The sequence below is a fragment of the Shimia sp. W99 genome, from assembly GCF_053851455.3.
In genome coordinates, this window is record NZ_JBSQBU020000001.1 from 1,300,418 (window position 1) to 1,317,516 (window position 17,099).

General features: G+C 59.0%; 15 protein-coding genes. 10 read left to right on the forward strand and 5 right to left on the reverse strand.

Features of this window, described 5'->3' with window-relative positions; translation table 11 throughout:
* Positions 1 to 118: 118 nt before the first annotated feature.
* Positions 119 to 1,441 carry an MATE family efflux transporter gene (locus ACS3QZ_RS06355; protein ID WP_456037072.1) on the reverse strand — a complete coding sequence of 441 codons (1,323 nt, stop codon included), beginning with the start codon at positions 1,439 to 1,441 and terminating at the stop codon, positions 119 to 121.
* 154 nt (positions 1,442 to 1,595) lie between these two features.
* On the opposite strand from ACS3QZ_RS06355, the gene ACS3QZ_RS06360 reads away from it, so the two are divergent.
* Both ACS3QZ_RS06360 and ACS3QZ_RS06365 read left to right on the forward strand, forming a co-directional pair.
* A complete protein-coding gene (locus ACS3QZ_RS06360; RefSeq protein ID WP_456037073.1) occupies positions 1,596 to 2,183 on the forward strand; it encodes a 2-hydroxychromene-2-carboxylate isomerase in 588 nt (195 codons plus the stop codon).
* Positions 2,180 to 2,824 (forward strand): TIGR02453 family protein, encoded by a 645-nt coding sequence (locus ACS3QZ_RS06365; protein ID WP_456037074.1) that lies wholly within the window; start codon positions 2,180 to 2,182, stop codon positions 2,822 to 2,824. The genes ACS3QZ_RS06360 and ACS3QZ_RS06365 overlap by 4 nt, the downstream gene beginning before the upstream one ends.
* 51 nt (positions 2,825 to 2,875) lie before the next feature.
* Here ACS3QZ_RS06365 and ppk2 read toward each other — a convergent pair whose 3' ends face one another.
* The gene (gene ppk2 / locus ACS3QZ_RS06370; RefSeq protein WP_456037075.1) at positions 2,876 to 3,853 is read right to left on the reverse strand and encodes a polyphosphate kinase 2; all 978 of its coding nucleotides are present in this window, start codon (positions 3,851 to 3,853) and stop codon (positions 2,876 to 2,878) included.
* A 233-nt stretch (positions 3,854 to 4,086) separates the two neighbouring features.
* Here ppk2 and ACS3QZ_RS06375 point away from each other — a divergent pair, with 233 nt between their 5' ends.
* The 5 genes from ACS3QZ_RS06375 to ACS3QZ_RS06395 all read left to right on the forward strand — a co-directional run bounded on the left by ACS3QZ_RS06375 (position 4,087) and on the right by ACS3QZ_RS06395 (position 8,636).
* The gene (locus tag ACS3QZ_RS06375) at positions 4,087 to 4,371 is read left to right on the forward strand and encodes a DUF2218 domain-containing protein (protein WP_456037076.1); all 285 of its coding nucleotides are present in this window, start codon (positions 4,087 to 4,089) and stop codon (positions 4,369 to 4,371) included.
* A gap of 91 nt (positions 4,372 to 4,462) precedes the next feature.
* The gene (gene parE / locus ACS3QZ_RS06380; RefSeq protein WP_456037077.1) at positions 4,463 to 6,421 is read left to right on the forward strand and encodes a DNA topoisomerase IV subunit B; all 1,959 of its coding nucleotides are present in this window, start codon (positions 4,463 to 4,465) and stop codon (positions 6,419 to 6,421) included.
* 11 nt (positions 6,422 to 6,432) lie between these two features.
* Positions 6,433 to 7,404, forward strand: a complete 972-nt coding sequence (locus ACS3QZ_RS06385) for an MrcB family domain-containing protein (RefSeq protein WP_456037078.1) — start codon at positions 6,433 to 6,435, stop codon at positions 7,402 to 7,404.
* A gap of 104 nt (positions 7,405 to 7,508) precedes the next feature.
* Positions 7,509 to 7,910 carry a hypothetical protein gene (locus ACS3QZ_RS06390; RefSeq protein WP_456037079.1) on the forward strand — a complete coding sequence of 134 codons (402 nt, stop codon included), beginning with the start codon at positions 7,509 to 7,511 and terminating at the stop codon, positions 7,908 to 7,910.
* A gap of 48 nt (positions 7,911 to 7,958) precedes the next feature.
* A complete protein-coding gene (locus ACS3QZ_RS06395) occupies positions 7,959 to 8,636 on the forward strand; it encodes a hypothetical protein (RefSeq protein WP_456037080.1) in 678 nt (225 codons plus the stop codon).
* A gap of 97 nt (positions 8,637 to 8,733) precedes the next feature.
* Here the strand turns inward: ACS3QZ_RS06395 and ACS3QZ_RS06400 are convergent, their stop codons facing one another.
* The 3 genes from ACS3QZ_RS06400 to ACS3QZ_RS06410 all read right to left on the reverse strand — a co-directional run bounded on the left by ACS3QZ_RS06400 (position 8,734) and on the right by ACS3QZ_RS06410 (position 11,091).
* On the reverse strand, positions 8,734 to 9,312 hold the full coding sequence (locus ACS3QZ_RS06400; protein ID WP_456037081.1) for a PA14 domain-containing protein: 579 nt from the start codon (positions 9,310 to 9,312) through the stop codon (positions 8,734 to 8,736).
* 126 nt (positions 9,313 to 9,438) lie between these two features.
* On the reverse strand, positions 9,439 to 10,089 hold the full coding sequence (gene gph / locus ACS3QZ_RS06405; protein WP_456037082.1) for a phosphoglycolate phosphatase: 651 nt from the start codon (positions 10,087 to 10,089) through the stop codon (positions 9,439 to 9,441).
* A gap of 78 nt (positions 10,090 to 10,167) precedes the next feature.
* Positions 10,168 to 11,091, reverse strand: a complete 924-nt coding sequence (locus ACS3QZ_RS06410; RefSeq protein WP_456037083.1) for an MBL fold metallo-hydrolase — start codon at positions 11,089 to 11,091, stop codon at positions 10,168 to 10,170.
* Between the two features lie 314 nt (positions 11,092 to 11,405).
* Between ACS3QZ_RS06410 and aceE the strand changes: the two genes are divergently transcribed.
* From aceE to lpdA, 3 genes are read left to right on the forward strand one after another with little or no spacing between them, the layout of a single operon-like run.
* Complete coding sequence (gene aceE / locus ACS3QZ_RS06415) at positions 11,406 to 14,060, forward strand: pyruvate dehydrogenase (acetyl-transferring), homodimeric type (protein WP_456037084.1); 2,655 nt, start codon at positions 11,406 to 11,408, stop codon at positions 14,058 to 14,060.
* Positions 14,018 to 15,343, forward strand: coding sequence for a dihydrolipoyllysine-residue acetyltransferase (gene aceF / locus ACS3QZ_RS06420; protein WP_456039313.1), 1,326 nt, complete (start codon positions 14,018 to 14,020; stop codon positions 15,341 to 15,343). The genes aceE and aceF overlap by 43 nt, the downstream gene beginning before the upstream one ends.
* 14 nt (positions 15,344 to 15,357) lie before the next feature.
* Complete coding sequence (gene lpdA, locus ACS3QZ_RS06425) at positions 15,358 to 17,085, forward strand: dihydrolipoyl dehydrogenase (protein ID WP_456037085.1); 1,728 nt, start codon at positions 15,358 to 15,360, stop codon at positions 17,083 to 17,085.
* Positions 17,086 to 17,099 lie beyond the last annotated feature (14 nt).

The following is a 17,099-nucleotide window of genomic DNA, read 5'->3' on the forward strand; positions in this document are numbered from 1 at the left end:
GCTACCGCGTCAGCTTCGGCACACAAATCAACTTTTCTCAACGGTCTTAAATACCCTGGGGGGAGCCTTGAAAACCTTGTGGGTTTTCAAGGCTGGGGGCAGCGCCCCCTCACAACTCTCACGCAAATCTCTGACGCAGCCGCCGCAAACAAGGTCCCCAGAAGCGCCACATCAACAGGGCAGACGCAAAGGTCAGTCCGATCACCAACCCGCTCCACACTCCGACACCGCCGAGATTCAGCGCAAAGCCGAGCGCATAGCCGCTCGGCACGCCAATCACCCAATAACTGATTGCAGCGATGATCATAGGTCCCCGTGTGTCCTGCACCCCGCGCAGCAAGCCCAGCGCCATAACCTGCATCCCGTCCATCACCTGGAAAAGCGCCGCCACGTAAAGCAACACGACCCCGGCCGCCAGGATGGCCTCCCTTTGCGGTTCGTTCGGATCAAGGAACAGGCTCAGCAGAAATTCGGGAATCGTCAGGAACAGCGTCACAGTCACCAGCGACGTAATCAAAGACGCTCCGACTGCAACCCGTGCGCCCCGCGCCATGTGTTCCGCATCTTTGCGTCCCATGGCGTTGCCCACGCGCACCGTGGCAGCACTGGACAGACCTAGATGAACCATGAAAGCTAGGCTGGCCAGTTGCAGCGCGATGCCATGCGCGGCGAGTTGCACCGTGCCCAGCCACCCCATCATCAACGACGAAGCCGCAAACAACCCCACCTCCGACAGGTTGGTCAGGCCGATCGGAACACCAAGCCGGAACACGCGTCCAAAGGCCTCCCAATCGGGGCGCCACACGCGCCGAAAAAGATCGTGATGCGACATGGTCAGCGCGCAATAGACCACAACACCAGCCAGCGACACAGCTTGCGTCACCAACGAGGCAATGGCCGCCCCCTCGACCCCCAGTTCGGGAAACCCCCAATTGCCGAAGATCAACAGATAGTTCACCAGTGCATTCGCGGGCACCGCCGCCACCGTGACCCAGAACACCACCCGCGTGCGTTCCAGCGCCGCAAGGTAGCTTTTCAGTACCATCACCAGCAATGCCGGCAAGAGACCCAGCCCGGCGATCCTGAGATACATCTGGGCCAATTGCGCAACTTCCGGATCCTGCCCCAGCGCCTCAAGAATGCCGCCCGACCAGATGAACAGTGGCAAGAAGGCCATTCCGAACAGAACGGACAGCCAAAGCCCCATGCGCGTCACACGGCGCAGCGTCGTTTCATCCCCCGACGCATCCGCCTCGGCCACAAGCGGCATCACCGCGATGGCAAAGCCCGACCCAAAAAGGAAGATGACAAAAAAGAATGTTCCGCCAAGGACGACCGACGCCAGTGCCTCAACAGAATACCAGCCCAGCATGACCGTGTCGGTCAAACCGATCGAGAACTGCGCCACATGCCCCCCGATCAGGGGAATGCCCAGCCTCATCAAGGATCGCCAATGATCCGAAAATGCCATCTGCTCGCGTGTCATCCCCAAGGCTTAGGCCCGATGCGGTACCGGGGCAAGCCACATCGCCACGTTGATCGACAGCCCCGTGTCTGGCACTCTATCCGCAGTTTCCAAAACGAAAGCCATTGTCATGCCCGAGATCACCTTCTGGTACGCCATCGGCAGTACCTATTCCTATCTCACCGTCATGCGTCTTTCAGATGTTGCGCAAACAACCGGCCTGACATTTCACTGGCAGCCTTTCAACGTGCGCGCGATCATGATCGAACAGGACAACATTCCATTTGCGCGCAAACCCGCGCGCGCCGCCCATATGTGGCGCGACATCGAACGGCGTGCCCCGCGCTATGGTCTCTCACCAAAACTCCCCGCGCCCTACCCGCTCGAAGCGTTTGACCTCGCCAACCAGGTTGCGATCCTCGGCGTCCGGGAAGGTTGGGTCAGCGATTACACGATCGCGACCTACCAGCGCTGGTTCGAACAGGGGCAGCCAGCAGGCAGAGAACCGAACCTTTCGGACGCCTTGCGCGCCATCGGTCAGGATCCCCACCGCGTCCTCCCCCTTGCACAATCCGATGACATCCGCGCGGCCTATGGCGCCGCCACCAACGATGCCCGCGCGCGGGGCATCTTTGGCGCTCCGTCCTTTACCGTCGGTGAGGAGTTGTTCTGGGGAGACGACCGGTTGGAAGACGCCATTGACTGGGCGCTGAAATGAACGACCCCTTCGACAGCCTCGTGCCTGACGCACGCCTCTTTCTGAGCGATCTAAAACAGAACAATAACCGCGATTGGTTCCTCGCCCACAAGACTGAATATGATGCCCGGCTCAAGGCGCCCGCCCTCGCCCTGCTGGACACCCTGTCGGCCTTTCTGGAAAAGCAAACGGGCACAACCCCGCAAACCAAGCTGTTCAGGCCCAACCGGGACATCCGGTTTTCCAAGGACAAAACACCCTATCACACCCATCTGCATATGCTCTGGAACACGCCTCCGGTTGGTTGGTTCCTTGGCATCGCGCCCGACTATGTCTCCATCGGCGCCGGGGTAATGGGGTTCGACAAAGGGACCCTGTCAAACTGGCGCAATGCAGTCGATGGCCCCAAGGGGATCGAGATTTCCAGCCTGCTGGACACCCTGTCGCGAAAGGGCGCACGCTTCTCGGAACCCGAGCTGAAGCGCGTGCCACCGCCCTTTGACAAGGCTCATGCCCACGGCGATCTCCTACAACACAAAAGCCTGACCGTCTGGTTCGACCTGTCCGAGGCGGACGTAAAAAAAGGCGGCTTGACCCAACAGATCGAAGCCGCCTTTTCCGAGATGCTCCCGCTTGGGAAGATGCTGCAATCCCTCCTCTGACGCAGCACCGACGGGCCGATGGGATGGCCCGCGCGAGGCACTCGAGTCTGCTTAGCTGCGCCGCGAATCCGGGTGCAGGGACGATCCCAGAATATGATCGGAACGATGGATCACATGACTCGCCGTGTTCACGATCAGTGGATCGGGCGCGTGGGCGATTTTGGGATCCTTGCCCGGATAGTCCAGCGAATTGAGGAAATGCAGCATACAGTTGATACGCGCGCGTTTCTTGTCATTCGACTTGATCACGGTCCAGGGCGCATCAGCCGTATCCGTATAGAAGAACATCGCCTCCTTCGCTTCGGTATAATCGTCCCACTTGCTCAACGACGCCTTGTCGATCGGGCTCAGCTTCCACTGCTTGAGCGGGTCGGTCTCCCGGCTGGCAAAGCGGCGCGCCTGCTCGTCTTGCGTGACCGAGAACCAGAACTTGAAGAGACGAATGCCCGACCGCACCAGCATCTGTTCCAAATCGGGGGTCTGCCGCATGAACTCAAGATACTCGTGTGGTTCGCAGAACCCCATCACCCGCTCCACGCCAGCGCGGTTATACCACGAGCGGTCGTAGAGAACGATTTCACCCGAAGTCGGCAGATGATCAATGTAGCGTTGAAAATACCACTGGCCACGCTCTTCATCTGTCGGCTTGTTCAATGCGACCACACGGGCCGAGCGCGGATTGAGGTGCTCGGTAAACCGCTTGATCGTCCCCCCCTTACCAGCGGCGTCACGACCTTCGAAGATCATCACGAACTTCTGCCCGGTCTCCTGCGCCCAAAGCTGAACTTTCAGAAGCTCTGCCTGCAGCTGTGCCTTTTGGCGCTCGTACGTACGCCGCGACATCTTGGTTTCATAAGGGTACTCGCCGCTTTCAAAGGCGCGGCGTACATCGTCCGCCGTCGGAGCCTTCTTGGGCTGGCGAGCAGGCGCCGCCTTGGCAGGCGCTGCCGCCCCATTTGCCTTGGCTTCTGCGGCTTCTGCTGCTGCTTTCTTGACGGCCTCCGGGGTGGTCGCGGGGGTTTCGGGCATGGTATCTCCTTGGTTGAAAATTCGGTTGAGCGCATCCTATTTGAAACCAGCCGAAGACGCTTTGATACACGTCAAGAAAAGTGAAGCTTTTGCGACATCTTTTGCGTCCTGCGCAGCGCCGCACAGCCATTGCGCGCGACTCCCCCTTCCCTTCTCACAGCCTCCTGCGCATACTGGCCCAACAAGCCAGCCCACCGGGTCAGCCACCAGACATTACTTTATAAAGGCTCGACATGACCCAAAGCGCATTCGCAATCGCAAGCACCCCGAACGCCGGCAAATATCTCCAGCAACTCTGCAAACACTGGTCCCACAAGGCCGAAACGAGTTTTACTCCCGAAAAAGGCACGGTGACCTTTGACTCGGGCAACACGCTTTCGATGCGCGCCGACGCAGAACAGCTTTCGCTCTCGGTGACGGTTCCCGAGACCGGCGACCTCGCGCATTTCAAAGACGTCGTGGACCGACACCTCTTGCGCTTCGCCTTTCGCGAAGAGCTGGTGATCGACTGGGCCTGACAGGAACGGCAGGCGGCATCAATCGCCACTTCCCCCTTCCCAAATCCCCTGCCATAATACGCGCCAATCAACACTAAAAAGAGCAGCGCGAATGCCCAACGATCTCCTGACCGAGACCCAACCCTCTGACTATGACGCCTCTTCCATCGAGGTGCTTGAGGGGCTTGAACCCGTCCGAAAACGCCCCGGCATGTATATCGGCGGCACGGACGAACGCGCGCTGCACCATATGGTTGCCGAGGTGCTCGACAACTCCATGGACGAGGCCGTCGCAGGCTTTGCCAATCGGATCGAGGTCGAGCTACATGACGACTATGCGATCACCATCCGCGATAATGGGCGCGGCATCCCGGTCGACCCGCATCCCAAGTTCCCGGACAAATCCGCGCTCGAGGTGATCCTCTGTACCCTGCACGCAGGCGGCAAGTTCTCGGGCAAGGCCTATCAGACCTCGGGCGGTCTGCACGGGGTGGGCGCCTCGGTGGTGAACGCGCTTTCCGACTCCATGGTCGTACAGGTGGCCCGCAACAAGGAAGTCTACGAACAGCGGTTCTCGCGCGGACTCCCCCTTGGTCCCGTGGAAAAAGTCGGCGCCGCCCCCAACCGGCGCGGCACCACCGTGACCTTCCACGCCGACCCGGACATTTTCGGCCATCACCGCTTCAAACCGGCCCGCCTGTTCAAATCCATCCGTTCCAAGGCCTATCTCTTCTCGGGCGTCGAAATCCGCTGGAAATCCGCCATCGACGACGGCGAAACCCCGACCGAGGCCACCTTCCACTTCCCCGGCGGCCTTTCGGACTACCTTAAGGAGTCAATGAATGGCTCCTCCACCTATGCCGACCAGCCCTTTGCCGGCACCGTCGACTTTCAGGAACGCTTCAACACCCCGGGCAAGGTCGAATGGGCCATCAACTGGACTCCGTCCCGCGACGGCTTCATCCAGTCCTACTGTAACACCGTCCCCACCCCCGAAGGCGGCACCCATGTCGGCGGCTTCTGGGCCGCGATCCTCAAGGGGATCAAGGCGTATGGCGAACTGGTCAACAACAAGAAAGCCGCCCAGATCACCCGTGACGACCTGATCACCGGGGGCTGCGCGCTGGTCTCCTGCTTCATCCGCGAGCCGGAATTCGTGGGCCAGACCAAAGACCGCCTCGCCACGGTCGAAGCCCAGCGTCTCGTGGAAAACGCCGTGCGCGACCATTTCGACAACTGGCTCGCCGCCGACACCAAATCCGCAGGCGCGATCCTCGACTTCCTCGTCCTGCGCGCCGAAGAGCGTCTGCGCCGCCGTCAGGAAAAAGAAACCGCCCGCAAGACCGCCACCAAGAAACTGCGCCTGCCGGGCAAGCTGGTCGACTGTTCCCAGAACAACCGCGACGGCACCGAATTGTTCATCGTTGAGGGCGACTCGGCAGGCGGCTCCGCGAAAATGGCCCGCGACCGCAAGACCCAGGCCCTGCTTCCCTTGCGCGGTAAAATCCTCAACGTGCTCGGCGCGGCCAGCTCGAAACTCGGCACCAACCAGGAGATCAGCGACCTCACCCAAGCGCTTGGCGTCGGGCTGGGCACCAAGTTCAACGTCGATGACCTGCGCTATGACAAGATCATCATCATGACGGATGCGGATGTCGACGGCGCCCATATCGCCGCGCTCCTGATGACCTTCTTCTTCACCCAGATGCGCCCCATGATCGACGCAGGCCACCTCTACCTCGCCTGCCCGCCCCTCTTCCGCCTGACGCAAGGTGCGAAACGGGTCTATTGCCTTGACGAAGCCGAGCGCGATGAATGGCTTGAAAAAGGTCTGGGCGGCAAAGGCAAGATCGACGTCTCCCGCTTCAAGGGTCTGGGCGAAATGGATGCCAAGGACCTCAAGGAAACCACCATGGACCCTGCCTCGCGCAAACTGATCCGCGTGACGATTGACGAGGACGAACCCGGTGAAACCGGCGACCTCGTGGAACGGCTGATGGGCAAGAAGCCCGAAAAGCGGTTCGAGTATATTCAGGAGAATGCGCGGTTCGTGGAGGAGTTGGATGTATGAGGTGAGGGCATATGCTTCATGAACAACTATCTCGTCTAGCACGTGAGTATGTCTTTGAGAGGGCCAAGCGGTTCGCAGGAAACGAGTTCGCTAATTTTGTGCGGCACGATATTGCGCTGGAAGCTAAAAAACGCCTGATCTTCTTGCCGTACGATTTGGAAGTAAAAGCCAGTGTGGGCCAATCTAAATGGGCTTCTGTGCCCTGGCTGGCTTTTTTTGACCCAATTGTAACCGACACCGCAACTAGGGGATTTTATATCGTCTACCTGATCAATGCGGAGAACGAAGAGATTGTTCTTTCACTCAATCAAGGCACAACCGAGGTATATGAAGAGTTTGGCGACAACGAACGAGGAAGACAAATTCTAGCGCGGCGAGCAAACGAAATGGCCGAACGTGTTTCAGACTATTCGACGTATTTCGACACAGACCAAATTGACCTTGGCTCGAATGCTAGCTTACCCGCGGGCTACGAAGCTGGACATGCCTTTGGCAGAAGATATCGCGCAACTGAAATTGACCCCGACCAATTTTATGCCGACCTCGAGAACATGCTGGCAGCATATCGGTCGCTGGTCGACCGAGGTGGTCGAACCCCAATCGACAGCATGATGGAAGAAGCGGGTTCAACTGACATTATCGAAACCAGAAAATACATTCTCTCAAGGCGCATTGAGCGCGCCAAAAACGTCCGACTCCCAGTTTTAGAAAGGCGCGGTCTCAAATGCGAAGGTTGTGGTTTAGAACCCGCGAAACACTATAACTACCAAGGACCAATCAAGAACACTCCGCTTGATGTCCATCACGCAAGCCCCATTAGAGAATTGTCCGAAGGCGAGACTAGACGTTACAAAATACCTGATGACTTTCTTGTTCTTTGCCCGACCTGCCATCGCGTCATTCACAAGCAAAATGATGAATCGGACATTGAGCTACTAAAACAAAACATCCGGTTCTTACACGCTCAGAAGCAAAGCTATTGATTTATTGCCGGCGCGCCCGCCCATGGGCGCGGGTCGGGCGCGGCGAAATGCTCCGCATTTCGCATTGGCTTGAGTGACACTCCGACACCTGCCACACTCCCCCCATGCGCGCCCTTCTGATCCTTCTGCTCTGCCATCTCCCCCTCCATGCCGAGGCGCAGGCCCGCGCCGACAGCAAGCGGCACCAGCAACTCCCCCACAACAACCAGCGCCAACCGAACACACAAGCATGGCCACAGAACCAGGCCCGCACACACCTCTTTTGTGAACAATACGCCCGCGCCGCCGCAGGCCAGAGCGGCCGGGTACAGGGCAGCATCACCGGCCGAACCATCGGCGAACAGGGCGGGCTCGCCGCCACCGGTAACCGCAAACAGGCCGAGGGGCTGGGCATTGTCGGCGCCACCATCGGCTCGGCAACGGGTGCCAGCCGTGACAAGCAGTTCTTTGACTATCACTTTGGCGAATGCATGTCCGGCGGACGCCTGATCACAACTGGCCGCTAGGCACGCGAAGCCCTTGATCCGCCTGCGCGCCCTGCTACGCTCAAACCCATGCGCGTCGCTTTCCTTTCCCTCCTCCTGCTGGCTGCCTGCTCCCGTCCTCTGACCGAGTCAGAGCGCGCCTTTGCCGCCGATCTGGCGGGCGACACGTTTGACCCCGCCCCAGTGCGCATCACCGCCGACGTGCCCCTCGGCGTGGCCACCTTCAAATACGAAAAACGCCCGCGCCTGTCGTGTCGAGAACGCATCTTCCCCGAACCCTCGGACGAAGTCATAACCACCTCACCGGCGGGCGTCGTGCTCTGGAACCGTCTGCTGACCTCCGAGGGCTGGTATCTGGACGACTACATGCCCGGCTACCCCGAGCAGATGAACCTGCAAGCCGCGCTCTTCTTTGCGCATGAGATGGTGCATGTCTGGCAATGGCAGAACCGCGACATTACCGGCTATTCCCCCCGCCGCGCCGCGCGCGAACACAGCACCAGCGACGATCCCTATCAGTTCGAGCTTCAGACCGAGACCGCCTTTCTCGACTATGGCTATGAACAGCAGGCGTCGATTGTCGAGGAATATCTCTGCTGCGCGGTTCTTGACCCCAAGGCCCCGCGCACCAGCCGCCTCAAGGCGATGCTGGGCGAGGTGTTCCCGGTCGAAAACCTGCCTCGCCCGACAAATGTCGCCCTGCCGTGGAAAGATGCCGAGCTACGCGGCATCTGCCGGGCATCCTGATCCATACCGACGCAATACCGACACAATACCGACGTGATACCGATCACGAAAAAAGGGGCCGCGCGGCCCCTTTTCACATCACCTGAACGACCCGTGTTTACTTGTATCCAAAGGCCGAATTCGGGATCAAACCCCGCTTCCCACCGGGCGGCGTCCACTCGCTCTCGTAACACGCAGTCCCTTCTTTTTGATAGTAAAAGGCCTTGAATTCATACCATCCGGGCGACGGCACCCGCACCTTCGGGCGGCCCGCGCTCGAACACGGGTTGATCCCGTCCAGACGCCCGACCTGCTGCCCCGAGATCCAGACCTGCAAGCCGTCATTGGCATACCATTCCAGCTTGTACTCCCCCGCCTGATCAAACTTTATATACCCCGAGAACCGCGCCACGATATGCTCATAGGCATTGGAGCCGAACATCGTTGCTCCCTTGCCTTTATCCGGCCATTGCAGCTTGGAAATCGCCGAAACCTTCGCACCGGAAGCCAGCTTGCCATTCGCCTCGCTCAGGCTGCGCGGACGGATATCCGGGCCCGTTCGAAACTGCATTTTCAACCCCTGCTTCAACCCCGATGGTTGCGGGCTGGCAGGTTTCAATTCAATCACTCCGGCCATCGCCACACTGGACACCAACGCGAACACACCGGCCAGAATACTGGTTATTAACGATTTCATATTACTCTCCCCTCCACCCAGGTAGAAAAAAAGCTCTGGATCAGGTTACGTAGGAAAGGCCCCAAACAGCAAGCCACGATTGCGTGGAAATATAATCACCGGCATTCAATCGCCCAGGAAACTGCCTCAACTCAGAGCCTTCCGTACGATATCGGGTAGTTTCTGGAAGTAATCAAAACTAACAAGATGCGGGATCTCGGCCACCGGGACCTTCCTGTAACCCTTTGTGAATAAAGCAAACTCTACTGGCACAGCTGCAGCAGCCGCCGCATCGATCTCGCTGTCCCCAACATAGAGAACCGCCCCTTCCCCCAAAGCCTCAATGGCCGTCGTCAAGGGTAAAGGATGTGGCTTTTTCTCCCTCGTACTATCCCCACCAACAACAACCTCGAACAAGTCGGCCAGCCCCATCTCGGTCAACAAATGCACGGCCGGGCCCTTGGGTTTGTTCGTGCAGACCCCCAACCGCATCCCGTCCGCTTGTAACCACTCCAGGGCTGCTCGCACCCCCGGATAGACCACACTAAACTCGGCTGACCTTGTTTCATAATCGGCCAAAATGCCTGCGTGCAGCCGCTCGAACTCTACAGGTGCAATACGTCGCGCAGCCATGACCCGCTCAACCAGCTTGGGCAGTCCGTTTCCGACAAAGGACTGCACGGTTTCCCGGTCCATCTCATATTGCCCCTCGGCCGCCAACATCCTGTTCACGGCCGCATGAATGTCTGGCAGGCTGTCCACAAGGGTGCCATCGAGGTCGAAAATCACAGAGGCCATGGTCCCGCTTTCATTGTTTCAAAGACCTGATGGCGCAAAGCCACGCGCGGGTCCAGCCCTCCCTTGGAGTGTTTTGTTTCAGGCGCCTTCTGGGACAAAGCGATAGCCATCATCCCGCTTTTCGACGTGCCCGATCCCGCCATGTGGCAGGTGAAAACCGATCAGGCGCATCTTTTCGGTGCTGAGCTGGTCCATCAGCCGAGCCCGAGTATCCGCCGCGCGCTCCTGATCCTGATCCGAGCCGGAACTCCATTGCGGACGGGCAAAAGCGACATGATGATTGCCAATCGCATCCCCCACCACAAGAACAGACTCGCTCCCAGAGCGGATCTCGAAAGCCATATGTCCCGGTGTGTGGCCAGGTGTAAGGCGTGCAGCGACTCCCGGGAGGATTTCCTCACCATCCTCAAAAAGAACGAAGCTTTCCTCCATCATCTCCAAACGCCGTCGGGCCCCCACGGCCATTGTCGTGCGCGAAGCATCAATCGTTTCGGCGGTCTCGGGGTTGATCCAGTATTCCCACTCTGTGCGTCCCATCATATGCTGCGCCTCGTAGAACAAAGGCTCATCAAAATCGTCCAGAATGCCCCAAAGGTGGTCCGGATGACCATGAGTGAAGACAACATGCGTTATGTCCTCTGGCGCAACTTCGACCGCATCCAACGCATCCAAGAGTTGCCCTGCGCTTTGCTGAAATCCGGAACCCGAACCAACATCAAAAAGGATCGTATTCTCACCGTCGCGCAAAAGCGTGACATTGCAGTCAGGCGTTAGATTGCCGTCTGCGACGCCCATCTCTGCCAATACGGGGCCAAGTTCATCCTTGGGCATCGGCGAAAAAATGAACTCGCGCGGTAAATTCAGAAACCCGTCGGAGAGGCTATCGATCCTCACGCTCCCAACAGTCAGTTCGGAGGCTGCCCAGACCGCTTGCCCTCCAAACCCGGCCGCCGCCGCGCTGGCCCCCGACGCCTTCAAAAACGATCGACGTGTGAATTGCATTGCATCGCCTCCCTTGCTCCAAACTCCAACAGCACATTCGCATTCGAATGTGTGAATAACAATAGCGATGTGTTGCCGCCACATGATCCGCGCCGCTCCTTACGGCATACGGTTTGTACATTCCGCTTTCTCGGCTAAGCCCGCCACAAAGCGATGAGACCCCCCCGCGCATGAATGCGCCAATTCGACATACCTAACAAAAAAGAGTTTCCCGCTGAGTGCATGACTGCTATGACGCCACGCATCTAGCTCAATAGTTTAATATTAAACTATAAGCGCGAAACGCTACGTCAACTAGGAGGAGGACGCTGCGCATGGCGACCCATTTCGAAGACATCGACCCAATTGAAAGCCGCGAATGGCAAGAAGCCGTCGAGGATGTCATTGCACGCGATGGGGCTGATCGAGCCCACTTTTTGCTGGACAAAGCTGTGCAGCAAGCACGCGCTGCCGGAGCCAATCTTCCGTTCTCGGCAACCACACCCTATCAGAACACAATCCCTGCGGACGATCAGGATGATTTCCCAGGCGACATGGAGATGGAGTGGCGGATCCGTACGATCAATCGTTGGAATGCCATGGCGACGGTCGTGCGCCGGAACAAGGAATCTTCGGAATACGGCGGACACATCGCGTCCTTCGCCTCGTCGGCCGTAATGTATGATATAGGGTTGAACCATTTCTGGCGAAGCAAATCCGCCATTCACGGCGGCGACCTTGTTTTCTTTCAGGGTCACGTGATCCCCGGTATCTACGCGCGCTCCTTTATGGAAGGTCGCCTGACAGAAGAGCAGTTGGAGAACTTCCGGTCGGAGGTGTCGGGCGAAGGGTTGTCTTCTTACCCGCACCCGTGGCTTATGCCCGACTACTGGCAGTTCCCCACCGTTTCCATGGGTCTTGGCCCGCTGATGGCAATCTATCAGGCGCGGTTCATGAAATATATGCATAACCGCGGCCATATCGACATGGCGGACCGCAAGGTCTGGTGTTTCCTTGGTGACGGAGAGATGGACGAGCCGGAGTCGCGTGGCGCAATCGACCTTGCCGTACGCGAAGGGCTCGACAACCTGATCTTTGTCATCAACTGCAACCTGCAACGCCTGGACGGACCGGTGCGTGGCAACGGCAAGATCGTCCAGGAACTCGAAGGTGACTTCCGTGGCGCCGGCTGGAACGTGATCAAGCTCCTCTGGGGCAAGGGTTGGGACCAGCTCCTGGAAAAGGACACTTCGGGTAAACTGCGCCAGTTGATGGATGAAACTGTCGATGGCGACTACCAGACCTTCAAATCCAAAGATGGCGCGTATATCCGCAAGAATTTTTTTGGAAAATACCCGGAAACCGCCGCGCTGGTCGAGGACTGGAGCGACGAACAAATCTTTAGCCTGAACCGTGGCGGCCATGATCCGCAAAAAGTCTATACTGCATTCAAGAAAGCGACCGAGACTAAAGGCACCCCAACCTGTCTTCTGGTGAAAACCATCAAAGGCTACGGCATGGGCACCGCTGGCGAGGGGCAGAACACCACCCACCAGCAGAAGAAAATGGCCGAAGATCAGCTGCGCGCCTTCCGTGACCGCTTCAAGATCCCGGTAAGCGACGAGGACCTGCCCAAGGCTCCCTTCGTCCAGTTGAACAACGCTCAAAAGGCGTACCTGACCGACCGTCGCAAGGCATTGGGGGGCGACTTCCCCAAACGGTTTAGCGCCGCTCCGAAACTGGAAATCCCCGCGTTGGACAAGTTCGCAACCCAACTCAAGGGCACCGGTGAGCGCGAAATTTCGACCACCATGGCCTTTGTCCGCATCCTGACCACGCTTTTGCGTGACAAGCAGATCGGCAAGAACGTGGTTCCGATCGTGCCGGATGAAAGCCGCACATTCGGCATGGAGGGGCTGTTCCGCTCAGTCGGTATCTACAACCCGATGGGGCAGAACTATACCCCCGAAGACGCAGACCAGATGATGTACTACAAAGAATCGGTCAACGGCCAGGTTCTGCAGGAAGGCATCAACGAAGCCGGCGCCATGGCCGACTGGATTGCTGCCGCAACCGCATACAGCAACCACGGCGTACCGATGATCCCGTTTTTCATCTACTACTCCATGTTTGGCTTCCAGCGGATTGGCGATCTGGCTTGGGCCGCAGGCGACAGCCGTGCACGCGGCTTCATGCTGGGCGGGACCGCAGGGCGGACAACGCTGAACGGGGAAGGTCTGCAGCATGAGGACGGCCACAGCCATATCCTCGCCGGGACCATCCCGAACTGCATCACCTATGACCCGACTTTCCAGTACGAGGTTGCCGTTATCGTGCAACACGGTCTGAAGCGGATGTACCAGGATCAGGAAGACGTGTTCTTCTACCTCACGCTTATGAACGAAAACTATGCCCATCCCGACATGCCCATGGGTGTCGAAGAGGAGATCATTAAAGGGCTTTATCGTTTCAAAGAGGTTAAGAAACCGACCAAGAAGCACGTGACCCTGATGGGGTCGGGTACGATCCTTGTGCAGGCGATCAAGGCCGCAGAGATGCTCGAAGAGGATTTCGGCGTGACTTCGGAGATTTGGTCAGCGACCAGCTTCAACGAACTGGCCCGCGATTGTCAGGACGTGGCCCGCTTCAACCGTCTCAACCCGCTGGAGGACCCCAAGACATCTTTCGTGGCCGAGCAATTGTGCAAGGCCAAAGGTCCGGTCATCGCGGCCACCGACTACATGAAGAACTATGCCGAGCAAATCCGCTCCTGCGTTCCGGGGCGCTACACGGTGCTGGGCACGGACGGGTTTGGCCGCTCAGACAGCCGCGTGAACCTGCGCCGGTTCTTCGAGGTGGATGCCAACCACATCGCTGCTGCCGCCATGGTGGATCTCTTCCGCGAAGGCAGCATCACCAAATCCGTGCTCGAAAAAGCACTCAAGAAATACGACATCGACGGCGCCAAGCCGAACCCGCGCCTGGTGTGATCGGGAAGAGAGGAGACATTACGATGACTGTTGAAGTGAAAGTTCCCGATATCGGCGATTTTTCGGACGTGCCGGTTGTGACCGTTCTGGTCAGCGTGGGCGACGTAATCGCCGTGGAAGACCCGATTGTCGAGCTGGAAAGCGACAAGGCCACGATGGAAGTGCCCTCGTCTGCAGCCGGTAAGGTGGTCGAGATCAAGGTGAGCGAAGGGGACACCGTGTCCGAAGGCTCTTTGATCCTGATCGTGGAAGGAGAAGATGCTGGAGAGGTACCGGCAGAGAAACCTGCCGAAACGCCCACGGCAGCCCCTGCCCGGGCAGCTCCGGCAGCCTCGCCTGCTGCTGCACCCGCCGTGACCGATGCCGGATTCGGCAAGGCCCACGCGTCACCTTCGGTGCGCGCATTTGCCCGTCAGCTCGACATTGACCTGGCCAAGGTGAACGGATCGGGCCGCAAGGGTCGCATCCTGCGCGAAGACGTCACCGCCTTCCTGAAGTCTTCGACCGCTGCGGCCCCGGCCGCCGGTGGCGCGGCGCAGGGCGGCATGGGCATCCCGCCGATCCCGGTTGTAGATTTCTCGAAATTTGGACCGGTCGAAGATGTCGAGATGCCCCGCATCAAGAAGATCAGCGGCCCGGCCCTGCATCGCTCGTGGCTGAATGTACCGCATGTAACGCACAACGACGAAGCAGACATCACTGACCTTGATAAATACCGCAAGGAAATGGATACGTTGGCCAAGGAGGAAGGCTATCGCGTGACCTTGCTCTCCTTTGTCATCAAGGCTTCGGTCTCGGCGTTGAAACAGCATTGGGAAGTGAACTCCTCGATCCACCCCGACGGCGACAAGCTGATCAAGAAGGACTACTACAACATCGGCTTTGCGGCGGACACGCCCAATGGCCTTGTGGTTCCGGTTATCAAGGACGCCGACCGCAAAGGGCTGGTCGATATCTCCAAGGACCTCATGGAGTTGTCGGGCAAAGCGCGTGCAGGTGAGTTGAAGGCGGCGGACATGTCCGGTGCGACCTTCACCATCTCGTCTTTGGGCGGCATTGGCGGCACTTCGTTCACGCCCATCGTGAACGCGCCTGAAGTGGCCATCCTCGGTCTGACGCGCTCGAAAATGGCACCGGTCTGGAACGGTGAGGAGTTCGTGCCGCGCCTGATGCAGCCCTTGTCACTGTCCTATGATCACCGCGCCATCGACGGGGCCCTGGCCGCACGCTTCTGCGTGACGCTCAAGACCCTGCTCGGCGACATGCGCAAGCTGATGTGGTAAGGAGGAACTTCAACATGGAAATTCAAGTCCCTGATATCGGTGATTTTTCCGATGTTCCCGTAGTCAGCATCCTTGTCTCGGTTGGCGACACCGTCGCCGCCGAAGACCCGCTGATCGAGCTGGAAAGCGACAAGGCCACGATGGAAGTGCCCTCGCCCGCCGCTGGTGTGGTGAAAGAGATCAAGGTGGCCGAAGGTGACACTGTCTCGGAAGGCAGCGTCATCATGATCTTTGAAGGCGCAGCGGCGGCAGAGGCCCCGAAAGCCGAGGCCCCTGCCGCCCCCGCAGCCCCGCAGGCCGTTGCCGCGACCGGCACCGCAACAGGTGCGGGTGACGTGCATGCCGAGGTGGTTGTACTGGGCTCCGGCCCCGGCGGCTACACGGCTGCGTTCCGCGCCGCCGATCTTGGCAAGAAGGTTGTGCTGATTGAAAAGGACGCCTCGCTTGGCGGGGTGTGCCTTAACGTTGGCTGTATCCCGTCCAAGGCGCTGCTGCATGCCGCCAAGGTCATGACCGAGGCCGAAGACATGGCGCATCACGGCATCACCTTTGCCAAACCAGAGGTCGACATTGACGCTCTGCGCGGCTGGAAAGAAAGCGTTATCAACCAGTTGACCGGCGGTCTTGCCGGGCTGGCCAAGGCGCGCAAAGTGCAGATCGTGAACGGCTATGGCAGCTTCACCGGTCCCAACATGATCGAGGTCGACAATGATGGCGCTAAAAGCACGGTCAGCTTTGACCAGTGCATCATTGCTGCCGGGTCCGAACCTGTCACCCTGCCCTTCATTCCGCATGATGATGAGCGCGTGATCGACTCGACCGGCGCGCTGGAGCTCAAGGACGTCCCCGAACGCCTTCTGGTTCTAGGCGGTGGGATTATCGGCCTTGAAATGGCTTGTGTCTATGACGCGCTGGGGGCGAACGTGACCATTGTCGAGTTCATGGACCAGATCATTCCGGGTGCCGACAAGGACATCGTCAAGCCCCTGCACAACCGGATCAAGGGCCGCTACGAAGCGATCCTGACCAAGACCAAGGTCACGGGTGTCGAGGCGACGGACGCTGGTCTCAAGGTCACGATGGAAGGTCCGGACGGCGAAAAAGTCGACACGTTCGACAAACTGCTCGTTGCCGTGGGCCGTCGCCCGAATGGCGCCAAGATCAACGCAGCGGCGGCGGGTGTGGCCGTGGACGAGCGGGGCTTTGTCGCGGTCGACAACCAGCAACGCACTGGCGTGCCTCACATTTTTGCCATCGGCGACGTCGTAGGCCAGCCGATGCTGGCCCACAAGGCTGTGCACGAGGGCAAGGTTGCGGCAGAAGTCTGCGCCGGTCACAAGCGCTATTTTGATGCGCGCGTGATCCCATCCGTCGCCTATACCGACCCCGAGGTCGCGTGGGTTGGTGTGACCGAGACCCAAGCCAAGGCCGAGGGCATTAAGCTGGGCAAGGGATCGTTCCCTTGGGCCGCCTCGGGCCGCTCCCTATCGCTGGGCCGTTCGGAAGGCATCACCAAGGTGCTGTTTGACGAGCATGAGCGCGTCATCGGTGCAGGCATTGTCGGCCCCAACGCGGGCGACCTGATCGCCGAGGTGGCTTTGGCCATCGAGATGGGATCGGACGCGGTGGACCTAGGCCACACGATCCACCCGCACCCCACGCTCAGCGAAACGGTGAACTTCGCCGCAGAGATGTTCGAAGGCACAATCACCGACCTGATGCCGCCGAAGAAGAAAAAGTAAATGCAGCGCGCCGC